This is a genomic window from Arthrobacter sp. 2MCAF15, assembly GCF_052115605.1.
Lineage (GTDB): Bacteria > Actinomycetota > Actinomycetes > Actinomycetales > Micrococcaceae > Arthrobacter.
The window spans coordinates 24304-40193 of record NZ_JBFRGZ010000012.1 but is presented as its reverse complement, the minus strand read 5'-3'; the positions used below and the strand labels follow the sequence as shown (position 1 = coordinate 40193).

General features: G+C 68.0%; 13 protein-coding genes and 1 riboswitch. Of the genes, 3 read left to right on the top strand and 10 right to left on the bottom strand.

Features of this window, described 5'->3' with window-relative positions:
• Positions 1-14: 14 nt before the first annotated feature.
• The gene (locus AB4089_RS14235) at positions 15-1928 is read right to left on the bottom strand and encodes an ABC transporter ATP-binding protein (protein WP_441409930.1); all 1914 of its coding nucleotides are present in this window, start codon (positions 1926-1928) and stop codon (positions 15-17) included.
• Entirely contained in the window at positions 1925-3592 is a 1668-nt protein-coding gene (locus AB4089_RS14230) for an ABC-F family ATP-binding cassette domain-containing protein (RefSeq protein WP_441409929.1), read from the bottom strand. Before AB4089_RS14230 ends, AB4089_RS14235 begins: the two co-directional genes overlap by 4 nt.
• Before the next feature lie 277 nt (positions 3593-3869).
• Here AB4089_RS14230 and AB4089_RS14225 point away from each other — a divergent pair, with 277 nt between their 5' ends.
• The 3 genes from AB4089_RS14225 to AB4089_RS14215 are packed head-to-tail and all read left to right on the top strand — an operon-like array spanning position 3870 to position 6131.
• A complete protein-coding gene (locus tag AB4089_RS14225; RefSeq protein WP_441409928.1) occupies positions 3870-4616 on the top strand; it encodes a hypothetical protein in 747 nt (248 codons plus the stop codon).
• Positions 4613-5344: a hypothetical protein gene (locus AB4089_RS14220; protein ID WP_441409927.1), complete on the top strand. Its 732-nt coding sequence runs from the start codon at positions 4613-4615 to the stop codon at positions 5342-5344. Before AB4089_RS14225 ends, AB4089_RS14220 begins: the two co-directional genes overlap by 4 nt.
• Positions 5345-5387: 43 nt before the next feature.
• Positions 5388-6131 (top strand): hypothetical protein, encoded by a 744-nt coding sequence (locus AB4089_RS14215; RefSeq protein WP_441409926.1) that lies wholly within the window; start codon positions 5388-5390, stop codon positions 6129-6131.
• A 183-nt stretch (positions 6132-6314) separates the two neighbouring features.
• On the opposite strand, the gene AB4089_RS14210 is transcribed toward AB4089_RS14215, so the two are convergent.
• The 8 genes from AB4089_RS14210 to AB4089_RS14175 all read right to left on the bottom strand — a co-directional run bounded on the left by AB4089_RS14210 (position 6315) and on the right by AB4089_RS14175 (position 15888).
• Complete coding sequence (locus AB4089_RS14210; RefSeq protein ID WP_441409925.1) at positions 6315-9350, bottom strand: alpha-mannosidase; 3036 nt, start codon at positions 9348-9350, stop codon at positions 6315-6317.
• 89 nt (positions 9351-9439) lie between these two features.
• Positions 9440-10312 carry a formate dehydrogenase accessory sulfurtransferase FdhD gene (gene fdhD, locus AB4089_RS14205; protein ID WP_441409924.1) on the bottom strand — a complete coding sequence of 291 codons (873 nt, stop codon included), beginning with the start codon at positions 10310-10312 and terminating at the stop codon, positions 9440-9442.
• Between the two features lie 110 nt (positions 10313-10422).
• On the bottom strand, positions 10423-11937 hold the full coding sequence (locus AB4089_RS14200; RefSeq protein WP_441409923.1) for a molybdopterin molybdotransferase MoeA: 1515 nt from the start codon (positions 11935-11937) through the stop codon (positions 10423-10425).
• A complete protein-coding gene (locus AB4089_RS14195; protein ID WP_441409922.1) occupies positions 11934-12221 on the bottom strand; it encodes a DUF6457 domain-containing protein in 288 nt (95 codons plus the stop codon). The genes AB4089_RS14200 and AB4089_RS14195 overlap by 4 nt, the downstream gene beginning before the upstream one ends.
• Positions 12222-12242: 21 nt before the next feature.
• On the bottom strand, positions 12243-12920 hold the full coding sequence (gene mobA / locus AB4089_RS14190; RefSeq protein ID WP_441409921.1) for a molybdenum cofactor guanylyltransferase: 678 nt from the start codon (positions 12918-12920) through the stop codon (positions 12243-12245).
• 63 nt (positions 12921-12983) lie between these two features.
• Positions 12984-13484 carry an HNH endonuclease gene (locus AB4089_RS14185; RefSeq protein ID WP_229993807.1) on the bottom strand — a complete coding sequence of 167 codons (501 nt, stop codon included), beginning with the start codon at positions 13482-13484 and terminating at the stop codon, positions 12984-12986.
• Between the two features lie 221 nt (positions 13485-13705).
• A complete protein-coding gene (locus tag AB4089_RS14180) occupies positions 13706-14464 on the bottom strand; it encodes an NlpC/P60 family protein (RefSeq protein ID WP_441409920.1) in 759 nt (252 codons plus the stop codon).
• Positions 14465-14760: 296 nt separating this feature from the next.
• Positions 14761-14930, bottom strand: a riboswitch (cyclic di-AMP (ydaO/yuaA leader).
• 136 nt (positions 14931-15066) lie between these two features.
• Entirely contained in the window at positions 15067-15888 is an 822-nt protein-coding gene (locus AB4089_RS14175) for a M23 family metallopeptidase (protein WP_441409919.1), read from the bottom strand.
• Between the last annotated feature and the right edge of the window lie 2 nt (positions 15889-15890).

The following is a 15890-nucleotide window of genomic DNA, read 5'->3' as shown; positions in this document are numbered from 1 at the left end:
CCCGGTACCGCGGCTCAGTACCCGGGCACGGCTTCCTGGGCAACCGCGGTGGCCTCGGAGAACTGCGTGCGGTACAGCTCCGCGTAGCGGCCCTCGGCGGCGAGGAGCTCCTTGTGTGTCCCGCGCTCCACGATCGAGCCGTCCTCCACCACCAGGATCGCGTCGGCTGCCCGGATTGTGGAGAGCCGGTGGGCGATCACGACGGCGGTGCGGCCTTCCAGCGCGGCGCCCAGCGCCTCCTGGACGGCGGCCTCGTTGGTGGAGTCCAGCGCGGCGGTGGCCTCGTCGAGGATGACCACCCGGGGCTGCGCGATGAGCAGGCGGGCGATCGTCAGGCGCTGCCGCTCGCCGCCGGAGAGCCGGTAGCCGCGCTCCCCCACCACGGTGTCCAGGCCCTCGGGCAGGGACCGGATCATGTCTTCGAGCCGGGCGCGCCGCAGCGCATCCCACATCTGCTCGTCGGTGGCCTCGGGGCGGGCCAGGCGCAGGTTGGAGGCGATGCTCTCATGGAACAGGTGGCCGTCCTGCGTCACCATGCCGAGGGTCGCGCGCATCGAGTCGAACGTGAGGTCGCGGACGTCCACGTCCGTGCCGGGCGTGGTGCCGCCGAAGCGGACCGCGCCGGAGTCGACGTCGTACAGGCGCGAGAGGAGCTGGGCGATGGTGGACTTGCCCGCGCCGGAAGAGCCGACCAGGGCCACCGTCTGCCCGGGCTCCACCCGGAAGCTGATGCCGTGCAGCACTTCCTCGCCGCCGCGGGTGTCCAGGGTCAGTACGTCCTCCAGGGAGGCCAGCGAGACCTTGTCCGCCGAGGGGTAGGCGAAGCGGACGTCGTCGAACTCCACCGAGAGCGGACCGGGCGGGGAGGCTACGGCGTCCGGCTTCTGCTGGATGAGCGGCTTGAGGTCCAGGATCTCAAAGACACGCTCGAAGCTGACCAGGGCGCTCATCACCTCCACCCTCGCGCTCGAAAGTGCCGTGAGCGGCGCGTAGAGGCGGGTGAGCAGCAGTGCCAGCACGACGACGTCGCCCGCGTTCAGCTGCCCGGCCAGCGCGAGCCAGCCGCCCAGGCCGTAGACCAGCGCCAGGGCCAGGGCCGAGACCAGAGTCAGCGCCGTGACAAAGGTGAACTGCAGCATGGCGGTGCGGACACCGATGTCCCGGACCCGGCCGGCCCGCAAGGCGAACTCGCGGGATTCCTCGTCGGGGCGGCCGAAGAGCTTGACCAGGGTGGCGCCGGGCGCGGAGAAGCGCTCGGTCATCTGGGTTCCCATGGTGGCGTTGTGTTCGGCGGCTTCGCGCCGCAGGTCGGCCAGCTTGGAGCCCATTCGGCGGGCCGGGATCAGGAAGATCGGCAGCAGGATCATGGCGAGCACAGTCACGAGCCAGGACTTGTTGAGCATCACCGCAAGGGTCAGTGCCAGGGCCACGACATTGCTGACCACGCCCGAGAGCGTGCCGGCGAAGGCCGACTGCGCCCCAATGACGTCATTGTTCAGCCGGCTGACCAGGGCCCCGGTCCGGGTCCTGGTGAAGAATGCGATCGGCATTTTCTGGACGTGGTCGAAGACCTTGGTGCGCAGGTCCACGATCACGCCTTCACCGATGGTGGAGGACAGCCAGCGGGTCACGAGGCCCAGCCCCGCCTCGGCCACCGCGACAATGGCGATCAGGACAGCAAGCCAGATCACTGTTGAGGCCTCGGCATGGGCGATGATCTCGTCGACCACCTGCCCGGCGAGGACCGGGGTGGCAACAGCCAGGAAGGCCATCACAATGGACAGCAGCACGAAGGCGATCAGCTTGCCGCGGTGCGGGCGGGCGAAGCTGAAGACCCGCTTCAGCGTCTCCTTGGAGAACGGCTTGGACCCGCTGGAGGCGCGGGTGATGTTGTAGAGGGAGCTCCAGGCGACCCGGTCCATGCTCATGTGGTGCTGCCTTTCGGGGCATCGGCGTGCAGTTCGGTGACGACGCCGCTTTCGAGGTTCCAGCGCGCGTCCAGGCGGACGTTTTCGAGCAGCCTGCGGTCGTGGGTGACCAGCAGCAGCGCGCCGTCGTAGCTGTCGAGGGCTTCCTCGAGCTGCTCAATGGCGGGCAGGTCGAGGTGGTTGGTGGGTTCGTCCAGCACCAGCAGGTTCACGCCGCGGGCCTGCAGCAGCGCCAGGGCGGCCCGGGTCCGCTCCCCCGGAGACAGGGAGTCGACGGGCCGGTTGGTGTGATCGGCCTTGAGGCCGAACTTGGCCAGGAGGGTGCGCACTTCCGCCGGGGTCTGCTCCGTCAGGACGGCCTCGACGGCGTCCCCCAGCAGCAGATCGCCGGCCAGCAGGCCGCGTGCCTGGTCGATCTCCCCAATGGCGACGGACGCACCCATGGAGGCATCGCCGGCGTCGGGCTGCTGGACGCCGAGCAGGAGCCGGAGCAGGGTGGATTTGCCGGCACCGTTGGGGCCGGTGATCCCGATCCGTTCGCCCGCGTTCAGCTGCAGGTTCACCGGGCCCAGGGTGAACCCGCCCTGCTGCGCGACGGCGCCGCGCAGGGTGGCCACCACCGAGCTGGACCGGGGGGCCGCCCCGATGCTGAACTGCAGCTGCCATTCCTTGCGCGGTTCCTCGACTTCTTCGAGCCGGGCGATGCGGGACTCCATCTGCCGGACCTTCTGGCCCTGCTTTTCGGAGGACTCGGTACTGGCCGCCCGCCGGATCTTGTCATTGTCCGGGTTCTTCTTCATGGCGTTCCGGACGCCCTGGGAGCTCCATTCGCGCTGGGTCCGGGTCCGGGAAACGAGGTCGGCCTTGGTGTTGGCGTACTCCTCGTAGCGTTCCCGGGCGTGCCGGCGGGCGACGGCGCGTTCCTCCAGGTAGGCCTCGTAGCCGCCGTCGTAGACCGCCACCGAGTTCTGCGCCAGGTCCAGCTCCACGATCGTGGTGACGCAGCGGGAGAGGAACTCGCGGTCGTGGGAGACCAGGACGACGCCGCCGCGCAGTCCCTGCACGAACGCCTCGAGCTTGGCCAGGCCGTTGAGGTCCAGGTCGTTGGTGGGCTCGTCCAGCAGTACGACGTCGAAGCGGCTCAACAGCAGCGCGGCGAGCGCCACGCGGGCCGCCTGGCCGCCGGACAGGCCGGTCATTCCGGCGTCGGGCCCCACGTCCAGGCCAAGGTCCGCCAGGACCGGCGGGATGCGGTCTTCCAGGTCGGCTGCGCCGGAGGCCATCCAGCGGTCGAAAGCAAGCGAGTAGGCGTCGTCGGAGCCGGGAGCGCCGGAGCCTAATGCTTCTGCGGTGGACTCCATTTCCAGGGTGGCCTGCGCGCAGCCCGTGCGCCGGGCGATGTAGCCGGCGACCGTTTCGCCGGCAATCCGCTCGTGTTCCTGCGGCAGCCAGCCCACGAAGGCGTCGGCCGGGGCCAGGCTTACTGTGCCTTCCTGAGGTTCGTCGACGCCGGCGAGCAGGCGCAGCAGTGTGGACTTGCCGGCACCGTTGGCGCCGACGACGCCCACTACGTCACCGGGAGCTACGGTCAGGGACAGCTTTGAGAAGAGTGTGCGGTGATCGTGACCACCGGAAAGGTCCTTGGCAACAAGGGTTGCAGTCATTAGTTCATCCTCTCACTGCGGCCCAAACTGACCGCCCCGACGGGCAGAACCCGCCCGTCCCGGCAGGCCGAAAAGCAGCCGGGCATAGAAGAACCCGCCGGTCCGGACTTGGGGGGTGTACGGACCAGCGGGTTCGACCATTTAGCATAGTTGAATTAGGACCTCACGTAAAATCCCAGCCCGCTGCGCCACACCGCCGCCATCTCCCGCCTCGACCGCCGCTGCCCCACCGAGTGCCAGTACCCACACTGCCCATCGACTCCGCAGGAAGCCATAGATGCCATTACCCGCAAAGGCGTTCCAACTCTGGCTTCATCGCGTTGCTCCGACGGCGAGCACGGCCGATATCTGCAGGATTTCCGGTATCAAGCGCACCACATTTGCCCAGCAGCTGGTGCGCGGGAAGGTGGCCGAAGCCACCCTGGTCAGCATCAGCCGGGCCCTGGATCTAAGTCCGCTGGCGGAACTGGCGTCCTTCGACCACTATGCCGAGCTGGCCGCCGCGCCGCAGCCGCCAACCCCGGCCGAACTCGTCAGCCAGGTTGCCACCATGGACCTGCTGCGCGCCGTCATTTCGCGCTCCTCCCCCGCGTACGGCGGCTATGGTGACCACGGCAGCTCCATGACCCCCGCATTGTCCCCCGCCCCGCATGCCACATCCGTCCGAAACTGGGTGGACGCGATCGACGACGGTGAGTTGCGTCACCGGGTTTCTGCCGCCACCGGCGTGGCACCGCAAAATTACTCGGCCCAGCTCACCGCCAACAGACTGTCCCCCGAGCTGGCGGTCGCGACAGCCCGCGCGGCGGGCGTAGGATTCACGGGCGGGTTCGTCGCCACGGGCCTGATAACCGAGGAAGAGGCCGGCTGGACGCAGGAGGCGAAGCAGGCCGCCTTGGATGCCCTCTCCGACGGAGACCTTAGCGCTCTGGCCGGAGAGCGGCTCCAGTCGCTCGGTAAGTCCCTGCGGCGCCAGGAGCAGGAGCAGGCACAAACAGAAAAAATTTGGGAGAACCTCGGATGATCGCGATCCTGCAGTGGACCACGCTGGCAGTGTGCTGCACGGTCACGCTGGCCCGCTTGCCGTACGCCCTCCGTGGGCAGAACCGGTCCCTGTTCTCCATCTTCGCGCTCATGACCCTCGCCATCCTGCTCAGCATCGAGGCGCCCTATGTAGCCGTGGACCAAGCCCTCGGAGGCTTGAACGTCGCCAATCTCGTGCTCCGCTTCGTCATTTTCGCCGCCATCTTTTTCCTGGGGTTCCGGGTGGCCCGGGGATTCAGCGCGGACGACGCCCTGCGGCTGATCACCGGCCCTGTCGGCATTGCGGTCGCCGCAGCCGCCTCGGCTGTGGTTGTAGCGGTCTTCCTCATGATGGACACCGCTGGATCCTCGGCAGGGCTGGTCGCGGTGTTCGCCAAGGATGAGCGCAATGCCGCTTTGGTGGAGTATTACGGGGCCGCCGGGCGGCTCTATCCGGCGTACATCACCCTGGCCCTGTTTCCGGCGATGGTGCGGACCCTCCGCAGCGGCCTCCCGGCCCTGGTGCGGTTCAGCGCGGGGTTGCTGGCGCTGGGTACCGTGGCTATTTCCTTGAGCCTACTGTCCCCGGTCATTCCCCCGTCACTTGGATTCATGCGGTTCGTCCTGAACTACTCGGCCGTTCTGTGCCTGGTCCTTGGGCTTTCCTTGATCTGGCTGGCGAAGGCGCTTGCTATGCGGACGACTAAGAAGCAAGCTGGCCTGACCTGAGAGTCGTTCGGCTGGGCAGGCGAGCCATGTGGGAGTACCCGGAATGATTGCAACCCTCCAGTGGGGCACGCTGATCATATGTTCCGTGGTGCTCCTTCTCCGCGTCCCGGATGCGATCCAAGGGCGAAACAGGACCGTTTTCTGGATCCTGTTCCTCGCGACCCTGTGCAGCCTGCTCTCGGTCCCCGGCCCTTATGAGGCAATCGACGCGGCGCTGGGGGGATGGAACCTTGCCCACCTGGTCCTGCGTTTTCTCGTGTTCGCGGCGGTCCTGCTGGTCGGTCTGCGCGTCGCGAAAGGACTGGCAGATGATCGCGGCTACCGCCTCATTGCGGGCCCGGCCGGGGGCTGGGCCCTGGCCCTCAGCGCTGCCGCAGTGGCGGTAATCTTCTTCCTCATGGACACCCGCGGGTCCTCGGTCGGAATGCTGGGCATCACCGACAAGGGTGGACACAACGCCGCCCTGGCGCCGTTCTACGCCGCGGCCGGCCGCACGTATCCCGCATTCGTCTCCCTGGCCCTGCTCCCGGCATTGCTGGCCACCGCCAGAAGCCCCCTGCCCCGGCTGGTGCGTGCCGGGGCAGTAATGACCTGCCTGGGTGCCATCGCCACGGCCTTGAGCTTCCCGGCTTCCTTTGCCCCGGAGGACTGGATCCTCGCGCAGCAAACCATCAACTATTCGGCCGTCCTGGGGTATGTCCTGGGCCTGGGACTGTTCTGGGCTTCCGGGCTCGCCGCCAAGAAAACTGGTAACGCTCGCGCAACATTGCGCAAGAACAATGGGTAGGCCATTCACAAAATCATTAGACCGTGTAAGAATCATGAATGTGTGAAAGCGGCAATCGCTTCGTGTACGGAAGTCAGCCGTGCGAAGCAGAGGCAGTCGTCCAAGCGCCATTGGGGGGATGAGTGGTAGCGGTCCGCAAGGACCGCTCCCACTCAGCCTGCTTAACGGCGTTTTCCCTGCACTTCAGCGCTGGAACCTCAGCGTGACCAGCTGGAACGGCCGCAGCGTAAGCTCGGCAGAGTCGGGACCGGCAGCCACTCCCGGCGCATCGACGGGCCGTTCCAACAGATCCACTGCGCGTATCCCGCGGACCGGGAAGTTGGCCTTCACAAGGCCGGTGGAGCGTTCCCCGAGCGATTCGTACAGCCGGACAATCACGTCTCCGGAGCCGTCTTCAGCGAGCTTGACCGCTTCAACGACGATGGCCTGATTGACCATGGTGACCAGCGGCTCCACCGCGTGGGCACCTTGTGCAACCCGCGGGGGGAGGTTGGTGCGGTAGCCCTCTTCGACGGCGTCCGCGATCGTGGCACCGGGCCGGATCGTGACGTGCAGCTCGTGCCTGCCCTGGTCGGCGCCGGGATCCGGGAACTTCGGCGCCCGCAGGAGCGAGACCCGCACGGTGGTGGTGGTACCGCCGTCGTCCTCCCGGACGTTGCGGGTCACGTCGTGGCCGTAGCTGGACGCGTTGGAGACCGCCACCCCGTAGCCGGGCTCGGCGACGTGGATCCAGCGGTGGGCGCAGATCTCGAATTTCGCGGCCTCCCAGGAGGTGTTGACGTGGGTGGGGCGGAACACGTGGCCGAACTGCGTCTCCGCCGCGGACCGGTCGGCCCGGACGTCCAGGGCGAAGCCGAGCTTGAGCAGTTTTTGCCGCTCCTGCCAGTCCACCAGGGTGGTGATCGCGAGCGAGTCTGCGCCCGCGGCCAGCGTAATCCGCTGGGTCACGGCCGAGGATCCGGCCATCCGCTCCACCACCACGACGGCGTCCGGGCTTTGCTCCAGGGGGTCGCGCTCCAGCGTCACGGAACGCGCCTCAACCAGGCGGACGACGTTCCGGCGGTAGAAGGCGTCGATGTCCCACGCGTCCCATTCATTCGGCGTGTCCCGGTGCAGTTCCAGGAGGTTGCCGGACTCCCCGGGAGCGATCGCCTCCCGCCCGCTGGTGTAATCGATGAGCGAGGCCAGCAGCCCGTCGGCATCGACCACCGCCCGGATGATGCCGTTGTCCAGGATGTAGCCGCCGTCCGCCTCGTTGACCGACACCGGCTGCCCGGGCCGGACGGGTTCGGCAGCACCCAACGCCGGCACGCCCTGGTGCTCCTGCGGGGCGGCGTTGAGGAGGAATTCCCGGTTGCCGGGGCCCAGGGCCGCGGCCGCGGCGTTCGTGATGATGGTTTCCAGCCCCCGTTCGACGGCGGCGTAGTTCCGTTCGGCATCCTGGTGGACCCACGCGATGGAACTGCCCGGCAGGATGTCATGGAACTGCTGGAGAAGGACCAGCCGCCAGAGTCGCTTGAGCTCCGCGGCAGGGTAATTGTGCCCGGCGCGCACGGCCGCCGTGGCACTCCAGAGTTCGGCTTCCCTCAGCAGGTGCTCGCTGCGCCGGTTGCCCAGCTTGGTCTTGGCCTGGCTGGTGTAGGTGCCCCGGTGCAGTTCCAGGTACATCTCCCCCACCCAGACTGGCAGGGGCTCATACTCGGCCTGGGCCTGCTCGAAGAAGCTGGCTGCCGAGCCGATCCGAACCTTCGGGGAGCCTTCCAGGTCCGCCGTGCGCTGCGCCGCGGCCAGCATCTCGCGGGTAGGGCCGCCGCCGCCGTCGCCGTACCCGAAGGGCACCAGGGAGGTGGCCCCGCGGCCGTGGTCCCGGTAGTTCCGTTCGGCGTGCGCCAGGTCCCGGGCACTGAGGTCGGAGTTGTAGCTGTCCACCGGCGGGAAATGGGTGAATACCCGGGTGCCGTCGATGCCCTCCCAGTTGAAGGTGTGGTGCGGCATCCTGTTGACCTGGTTCCACGAGATCTTCTGGGTGAGGAACCAGCGGCTGCCTGCAGCCTTGATGATCTGCGGGAGCGCTGCGGAATACCCGAACGTGTCCGGGAGCCACGCTTCCTGGCATTCGACCCCGAATTCGTCCAGGAAGAAGCTCTTGCCCTCGAGGAACTGCCGCGCCATGGCCTCGCCGCCGGGCATGTTGGAGTCCGATTCGACCCACATCCCGCCGACGGGAACAAACTGGCCGGCGCGGACTTTGTCCCGGATGCGCCCGAACAGCTCCGGGTAGTACTCCTTCATCCACGCAAGCTGTTGGGCCGAGGAACACGAAAAGATGAACTCGGGATGTTCGTCCATCAGCGCCACCACGTTGGAGAACGTCCGGGCGCACTTGCGGATGGTTTCCCGGACGGGCCACAGCCAGGCCGAATCGATGTGGGCGTGGCCCGTGGCCACGAGCCGGTGCGCCGAGGCGTAGGCCGGCCGGGACAGGACGTCGGCCAGGGCGGCCCGCCCGGCGTCCGCGGTTCCGGCGACGTCGTCGGGGTCCATGACGTCCAGCATGCATTCGAGCGCCCGCAGGATTTGGTGCCGGCGGGGCAGGTCCATGGGCAGTTCGTGCATGAGCCCGCTGAGCGCAAAGATGTCCTGCTGGAGTTCCCAGGCCGCCTGGTTGCGTTCGGCGATCGCGATCCTGCCCAGGCGGTACTTGGGCTCGCTGCCCGAGGTGGCCTTGTCGCCGTATGGCGTGGCGGCGAAGGTCCAGTTCTGGGACAAGTCCGGGTTGGCCGCGGCTTCGACATAGAAGTCAACGGCCATGCCGCTGCCCAGGAGCTTGAGCGGGATGTACTGGTTTCGCGGTGAAACCGCCTTGATGATGGTCCCGTCGGACCGCCAGGCGATGCCTTCGCACTGGAAGCCCGGGGCGTCGGCGCTGAAACCCAGATCCACCAGGACTTCCACCGAGGTGCCGGCCGCGGCTCCCCAGCCGTCCGGCACTTCGCCCCGGAGCCGGAGCCACTTGGTGCTCCATGGCCGGCCCCAGGCCGCTCCGTGTTCCTGGGGCGTGAACTCGTGCCGGAGGGCTTCCAGCACGAGCACGGGTTCGTCCGGCGCGTCCCAGCTGCTCAGCGTCAGCGGGACGCTGCGCGGGTAAACGGCGGGGGCAATGCGGTCACGCAGAAAGCGGTCCAGCCGGACTTCCGTAAGACGGCGGTCGTCGTGCAATGTGTTCCTCTTCAGCGTTGGGGGTCCGATTGGCTCCAATCGATGGATAAAACTTACGCCGCGGGGAACCCGTTGGCCAAGTGTTGCTGCTAGCTGGCCGCGGGGGCCGGGACTGCGACGCGCTGCTGGCCTGCGTAGACGTTCAGGCTGGTCCGGCGGCTGAACCCTGCCAGGGTCATCCCGCTGGCTTCGGCCAGTTCGACGGCCAGGCTGGAGGGTGCGCTGACTGCGGCGAGGACCGGGATTCCGGCGAGGGCTGCCTTCTGGACGAGCTCGAACGATGCCCTGCCGGAGACCTGCAGCACGGTGCCCCGGAGCGGGAGCAGGCCTTCGCGGAGGGCCCAGCCCACTACCTTGTCCACGGCGTTGTGCCGTCCGACATCTTCCCGGAGGCACAACAACTCCGCCGAGCCGTCGTCGGCGATTCTGAAGAGCCCGGCGGCGTGCACCCCGCCGGTGAGGTCGAAGACCTCCTGGGCGGACCGAAGGGCATCCGGGAGGGCCGCGAGCGTTTCGACGGGAACGGTCAACGGATCGTGTGCCGGGCTGTAGTGCGAGGATTTTCGCACGGCATCGATAGAGTCCGTCCCGCAAATGCCGCACGAACTGGACGTGAAGACGTTTCGGCCGGTCTCCGGCAGGACGACGTCGGGCCGCAGTTGGGCCTCCACGACGTTGAAGGTCTGGATCCCGTCGGCGTCTTCACCGGCGCAGAACCTGAGCGAGACCAGCTGCTCGGGTGTCCAGATGATTCCTTCGGAGACCAGGAACCCCGCGACGAGGTCGAAGTCGCTGCCCGGCGTTCGCATGGTGACGGAGAAGGACATGTTTCCGAGCCGGATTTCCAGCGGTTCCTCGACGGCGAGGACGTCCTCCCGGTGCCGGACCGGGAATTCGAGGGCGTGCGCGGACCCGTCCAGGACAATTTTGTGCACTTTGCGACGCTGCGTCACGCGGCCCATCGGGTACTCCTTGGCAACATATTCATTTGAGTTTGGCTGATTCCATCATTGCAAGTGCCTGATCCTGAAGCCAGCGCAGCCGGCGGTCGGCATCCCGCGTCGGAGGGCGTTCAGCCCAGGAGGGCGCTCCAGTCGACCGGCCCGTCGCTGGCCGCGGTCTTCCTGGCGGTCCGCTTCGCCGCAGGCTTCGCCACGGGAGCTGCCGAGGCGTCAGGGATCGGCGCACCCCACGGGAGCGCGAACGCGGGGACCAGCTCGCCCAGCTGCACACCATGGGGCGGGACCACCAGGACGCCGTCGGCGGCGGCCAGGCCCCGCATCATTCCCGGGCCGGTGTGCTGCGCCGGGGATGCCATGCCGTAGAGCAGCCGGAAGGGCATGAGCCGGGTCCGGCCGGGATCGGCCTCAATCGTCGAACCGCAGGGCACCTCACTGAGCGGCGGCAGGGAACCGTGCCCCAGGGCCGCGAGGAGCGGGGCTCCGATCGTGGACAGCGCCATCATGGCCGCGAGCGGGTTTCCCGGCAGGCCGAGGATATATCGGCCGTCCGGCAGTTCGGCCAGCACGGCCGGGTGCCCCGGCCGCATCGCGATCCCGTCGATCAGCAGGCGTCCGCCCAGCTCGGCGACCGAACGCCTGAGGTGGTCCGTTCCGGAGCGTCCCGTGCCGCCGGTGGTGATGACGACGTCGGCTGGCAGGCTTTCACCGGCAGGATTGCTGTCCTCGAGGGCGGCGAGCCATTCTGCGTAGGAATCGCCGACCTTCACTTCTTCGGTGCAGATCCCGCCGAGCATTCCTACCACGGCTGCCAGCTGGGGTCCGAACGTGTCGCGGACTTCCCCCGGCGCCGGCCTCCCGGATTGCACCACCTCGGAACCGGTGAAGACCAGTCGCACCACGGCCTTGCCAAGCACCGGAAGCGCGTCGTGTCCGGCCAGGGCGGCGAGGGCCAGGTGGGCGGGATTCAGGACCGCGCCGCTCTTGACCAGGACGTCACCGGCGGCGGCTTCTTCTCCGGCTTTCCTGATGTGGTCGCCGTTGCGCGGGTCCCCCGGCTTCGCGGTGCCGCCGAGTTTCAGCACGGGCAGGCCGTCCTCATCGGCGTCGATGATGCCGCTTTCGCTGCGCAGCACGGCCTTGGCACCGCCAGGGATGAGGCCGCCGGTGGCGATCGGGCTTGCCTGGTGCGGGGCCAGCCGCTGGTCGGGTTCGGCCAGGATCCAGGGACCACCGCCGTTGACGGCCCAGCCGTCCATGGCGGAGGAGGCATAGTGCGGCATGTCCTGCAGGGCCAGCACGTCAGCGGCCAGGGTGCGGCCCAGCGCCTCCCGGAGCGGGACGGGGGCGGCCGGGATGGGCGTGGCACAGTCGAAGGCGAGCTGCCGGGCCTCCTGCCACGTGTGGGCCAGATGCCGGTGCGGCGCGTCCGCAGCGTCCTGGTTCGCGTCCGGCCCTACTGCGTCCTCGTCTACCGTGTCCTCGTCTACTGCGTCGCGGTTCGCGTCCGGCCCTGCTGGGGTCTCCGTGAGGGCGTCCGAGTCCGTGAGGGGGTCCGTGCGGCCGCCTTCGGGGACGTTCCCGCCATGGACGGCCGGTCCGGCGTCGTCCGCAGCCGCAGCCGTCATGCCCCGGGTGCTTCGGCGGCCGCGTAGTCCTTGGCGAGCCGGCGCGCTACGGCCATGGCGTCCTGCATGGACATGGAGTCCGTCGCCTGTCCGGAGCCGGAGGCCAGGCCCGCGGCGTAGCCGGCAATGAATGTGGTCAGCGGCGCGGCCGGGCGCACTATCGAGTGGGCGGCCACCCCTGCCAGGGAGAGGACCTCGTTCACGTCAATCTCAACGTCTTCCAGCTCCAAGGCCTGGAGCAGGGCACGGCACCAGTCTTCCAGCGTTTCATCCTGGCTTTTCACCGTTTGCCTCCATGGTCGAGTTCAGCTGGGGAGTTCCGTGCCGCGGCCCGGACCGAGGCCTGGAATCGTGTCCGATACCCCCAATGCGGACGCATCATCCCAGGTATCAACATCGTCCGTGGACCCCGGGGGAACGCGGACTTCCCGTACGTCCAGCCTAGCAAGAAGGGAGAAGGCCGACGCGTTTTCCAGGCCGCCCCGCTGCCGGGCCTCCGTAACACTTCGTTGTAGCGCGGCCGTGCCATAAAAACCCGCGAGCGGCTGCTTCCGGCCGTCCTGGGAGACGGCCATGACCCCGTCACCGCGGCCCGGTTCCGGCGCGGCCGCCAGGGAGGCCTCCAGCGATTCGGCCAGGACCCGGACGGCAGCGGAGGACCTTGGCATGTCACAGGCAAGGACCAGGGTAAACGGCGCCGGAGCAGCGTCCCCACGCCCGACGGAATGGCCCGAGGCCAGCGCGTCCAGGCCCGCGGCGATGGCAGCGGCCGGCCCGGCGAAGGGCGGCTCCTCCCGGCAGGTCAGGACGCCGTCGGGCAGGTTCCCCGGGTCCGGCCCGACGACGACGGCGCGCCCCGCCCCGCCCGCGGCGCCCAGTGACCGCTCGAGGAGGGTGGCGCCGTCGTACACCAGCCGGGATTTGGGCACGCCGCCCAGGCGGGAGGACCTCCCCCCGGCGAGAATGATGGCATCGAACTCCACCGGCTCAGCCTAGCGCGGCGCCGGCTACGGGCAGATCAGGCACGGCCCGCGCCAGCCCAGAGGTCAGGCGGCCGATTCCGGCAGCAGGAAGGGATCCCAGGCGGGCGTCGGCTTCTCGAGTTCCTTGATCTGCCAGATCGCGCCCTTCGGGGGGCCCGGAACAAACCCGATCTTCCAGCCCATCTCCGCCGGAGTGTGGTCGCTCTTGGCGTTGTTGCAGCGCAGGCAGGCCGCCACCAGGTTCTCCCAGGAATCGGCGCCACCCCGGGACTTGGGCTGGACGTGGTCGATCGTGTGCGCCGCCTTGCCGCAGTAGGCGCAGCGGTGGGCATCCCGGCGGAGCACCCCGCGGCGGCTCACCGCCGTCATGGTGTTGTACCTCGGACGGATGTAGCGGTTCAGCAGGATCACGGACGGGCGGCCCAGGATGTCCTGGGGGCCGACGACGGGGTCGTCCCCTTCCGCCACAACGCTGGCCTTTCCGGTCAGGACAAGGACGAGCGCCCGGCGGAAGGTGATTACCGCCAGTGGTTCATATCCAGCATTCAGAACGAGAGTGCGCATCCGCATACCTCTTCACGGCCGCACCCGCCAGCGGCACGAGGGCCGGCTGCCCTCTGCATGGTCGGGCTATGGATCGACAACACAAGAGTAAACACTCAGGTGCCGGATCACCGAATATTTTTTCACCGGCGCGGCCGTGCGCGCGCAAAGTTCATGGCGCGGTCACGCAAAAGACCCCCGCCAAAGGGCGGGGGTCTTTCGAAATGCTGGAGTGCTGTGGCTTAGCCGCCGACGCGGATGAAGACCGGGCCGGAGCCGACGTTCACGCTGTACAGCGCGGTGGTGCCGCCGTTCCAGCCGCCGTGGACTGCCATGCCGTTGCCGACGTAAACCGCGATGTGGGCCATGCCCACGCCGCCGTTCTGGTAGTAGGCGAGGTCGCCCGGGCGTGCCTCGGCGGCGCTCACGGTGCGGCCCAGGGACAGGTAACCTGCCGGCCAGCCGTGGTAGTGGATGCCGGCCGCGGCCAGGGCGTTGGTGGCGAGGGCGGTGCAGTCCTGCGAAACGCCGATCTGTGCGTAGGCAGCAGCGGCGATGGTCGCGCCAGCTCCGCTGCCGATGCCGGCCGGAGCCTGGGCAGCGACGCCGCCGCTGACGCCAAGCTCGGTGCCGCCGGCGCGGGAGGCCGTGGAGTCCTGGACCTGCACAACGGGCTTCGGGGCCTCAACGACGGGAGCCGGCGTGGTGGTCACGGCGGGCTTCTCGTAGGAGATCGCGATGCTGGAGGCAGCCGAAATGGTGGCCGGAGCGGCGGACTGGACTTCCAGGGCCGAAGCGGAGGTGGATTCGCGCTGAACGTTGGTCTCAGCAGCGTTGGCTGCGATTCCGCTGGTCAGAACCAGGCCGGAAGCTGCGGCGATGACCGCGGCCTGACGGCCCATGCCACCGGCGTTGTCGCCGACAGCCTTAGCAATAACAGCCAGCGAGTTGGTCTTGGTGACCTCGACTCGGTGCCGTGCAACGGTTGCACGAGTAGTCATTAAGTTCTCTCTTTCGTGATCCTTGGACCGCGCGCTTTCGGGCGCGGACTGAGGACGCTCCGGCATCTTGGGGGTACGCCGGATCGCCCCGAAATTGGGTTACTTAGCGAAGGGTGTACTGCGAAGACGCGCCAAAAGCGGAAACTGCATGCTGTCCGGACTCGGTAGAGATTGAGCCTGCGGAACGTGATCCCATCCGGGCGCCTGAAAGGGCGGCACGTGATGTGGATTCCAGCGAGCTCGAAGGAGCCTCGCCGGTGCGCATGCGCGCAGAATTGTGGCGTGAAGACACGAAAGTAGCCTCTCCCAATGCCTACGAGGTGAGCTGTCGGATTCGGATGGGAGTCACCCGGCCGCGCTGCTTCCTTGGAAGCTTTGCGACTTAACCCCTAGGCCTTCTTTCGAAGGCCAAAATTGGTTCCCCCGCCCCTGCCAGACGATGTAATGCGAACGGACCTTGAGCGGTGGCAGAGCTAGGCAATCCACTCAAGAGCGCCAACTTCGGAAAAGTTGGCGTGCTTCAAACCCTACAGCAGTCTTGACCCAATGTCACATTCAGATCACGGCGTGTCACAAGGATTCGATAGCGGTCCATCATCTTTTTAGAGCCATCCGAGCGGGTCAACGACGTCGCCGTTGACCATCACTTCAAAGTGGAGGTGGCAGCCCGTGGAGGCGCCCGTGGTCCCGCTCATGGCGATGACATCTCCGCGCGATACCTTCTGGCCGACCCTGACCGAGGCCGAGGACAGGTGGTTGTACGTGGTCTCCAGGCCGTTGCCGTGGTCAATGACGACCCGGTTTCCGCCGCCATAGGGATGCCATCCGCTGAACGTCACTGTGCCGCTGGCGGCCGCGTGGACGGCCGTACCGCACTGGGCGGCAAAGTCCTGGCCGCGGTGGAACTCGCCCGCACCGCCGGTAATGGGGCTGACACGGTAGCCGAACGGCGAGGCGGTGATCATCTGGTCCAGCGGCGCGCCGAGGGTGCCGGCCGATGCCGCGCGTGTGATGCTGCCCACAGACTGGGCGCTGAGCAGCTGCTTGAGCTTCCCGTCCGGATCACCCTTCGTGGTGACGGCCGTTCGGCTGAAATCGACTTTTGCGGCGGCGGCAGCCGTGACATCCGGCTGTACTGCAGCAGAGAGGGCGCCTGTTCCATCAGCATTGGAGGCCAGCACGGGACTCGTGGCGGGGACCGTCACAGTGAGGACCAGGCCCGTTGCGGCCAGTGCGATGCCGGCCTTCTGCCCGACCCCACTGGCCGCGGCAAATTCCGTTACCTGACGGAACGGGCTGCGCCGCCGCCGGCGTTCATCGCGGTGCGCGTCGCGGGGGCGTTCGGCCATATGCTCTACGGCGGGACGCGGCTCCGGAGCGGGACCGGTCGCGCGGCGACGGCCCCTGGCGGTCTGGGTGGTCAAGA

Bases quoted from the DNA above. Each gene is read 5' to 3' on its own strand.
- AB4089_RS14180 (WP_441409920.1), bottom strand. From the start codon at position 14,464: ATGACTACTCGTGCAACCGTTGCACGGCACCGAGTCGAGGTCACCAAG.
- fdhD (WP_441409924.1), bottom strand. From the start codon at position 10,312: ATGGGCCGCGTGACGCAGCGTCGCAAAGTGCACAAAATTGTCCTGGAC.
- AB4089_RS14220 (WP_441409927.1), top strand. From the start codon at position 4,613: ATGATCGCGATCCTGCAGTGGACCACGCTGGCAGTGTGCTGCACGGTC.
- AB4089_RS14225 (WP_441409928.1), top strand. From the start codon at position 3,870: ATGCCATTACCCGCAAAGGCGTTCCAACTCTGGCTTCATCGCGTTGCT.
- AB4089_RS14230 (WP_441409929.1), bottom strand. From the start codon at position 3,592: ATGACTGCAACCCTTGTTGCCAAGGACCTTTCCGGTGGTCACGATCAC.
- AB4089_RS14200 (WP_441409923.1), bottom strand. From the start codon at position 11,937: ATGACGGCTGCGGCTGCGGACGACGCCGGACCGGCCGTCCATGGCGGG.
- AB4089_RS14185 (WP_229993807.1), bottom strand. From the start codon at position 13,484: ATGCGCACTCTCGTTCTGAATGCTGGATATGAACCACTGGCGGTAATC.
- AB4089_RS14235 (WP_441409930.1), bottom strand. From the start codon at position 1,928: ATGAGCATGGACCGGGTCGCCTGGAGCTCCCTCTACAACATCACCCGC.
- AB4089_RS14215 (WP_441409926.1), top strand. From the start codon at position 5,388: ATGATTGCAACCCTCCAGTGGGGCACGCTGATCATATGTTCCGTGGTG.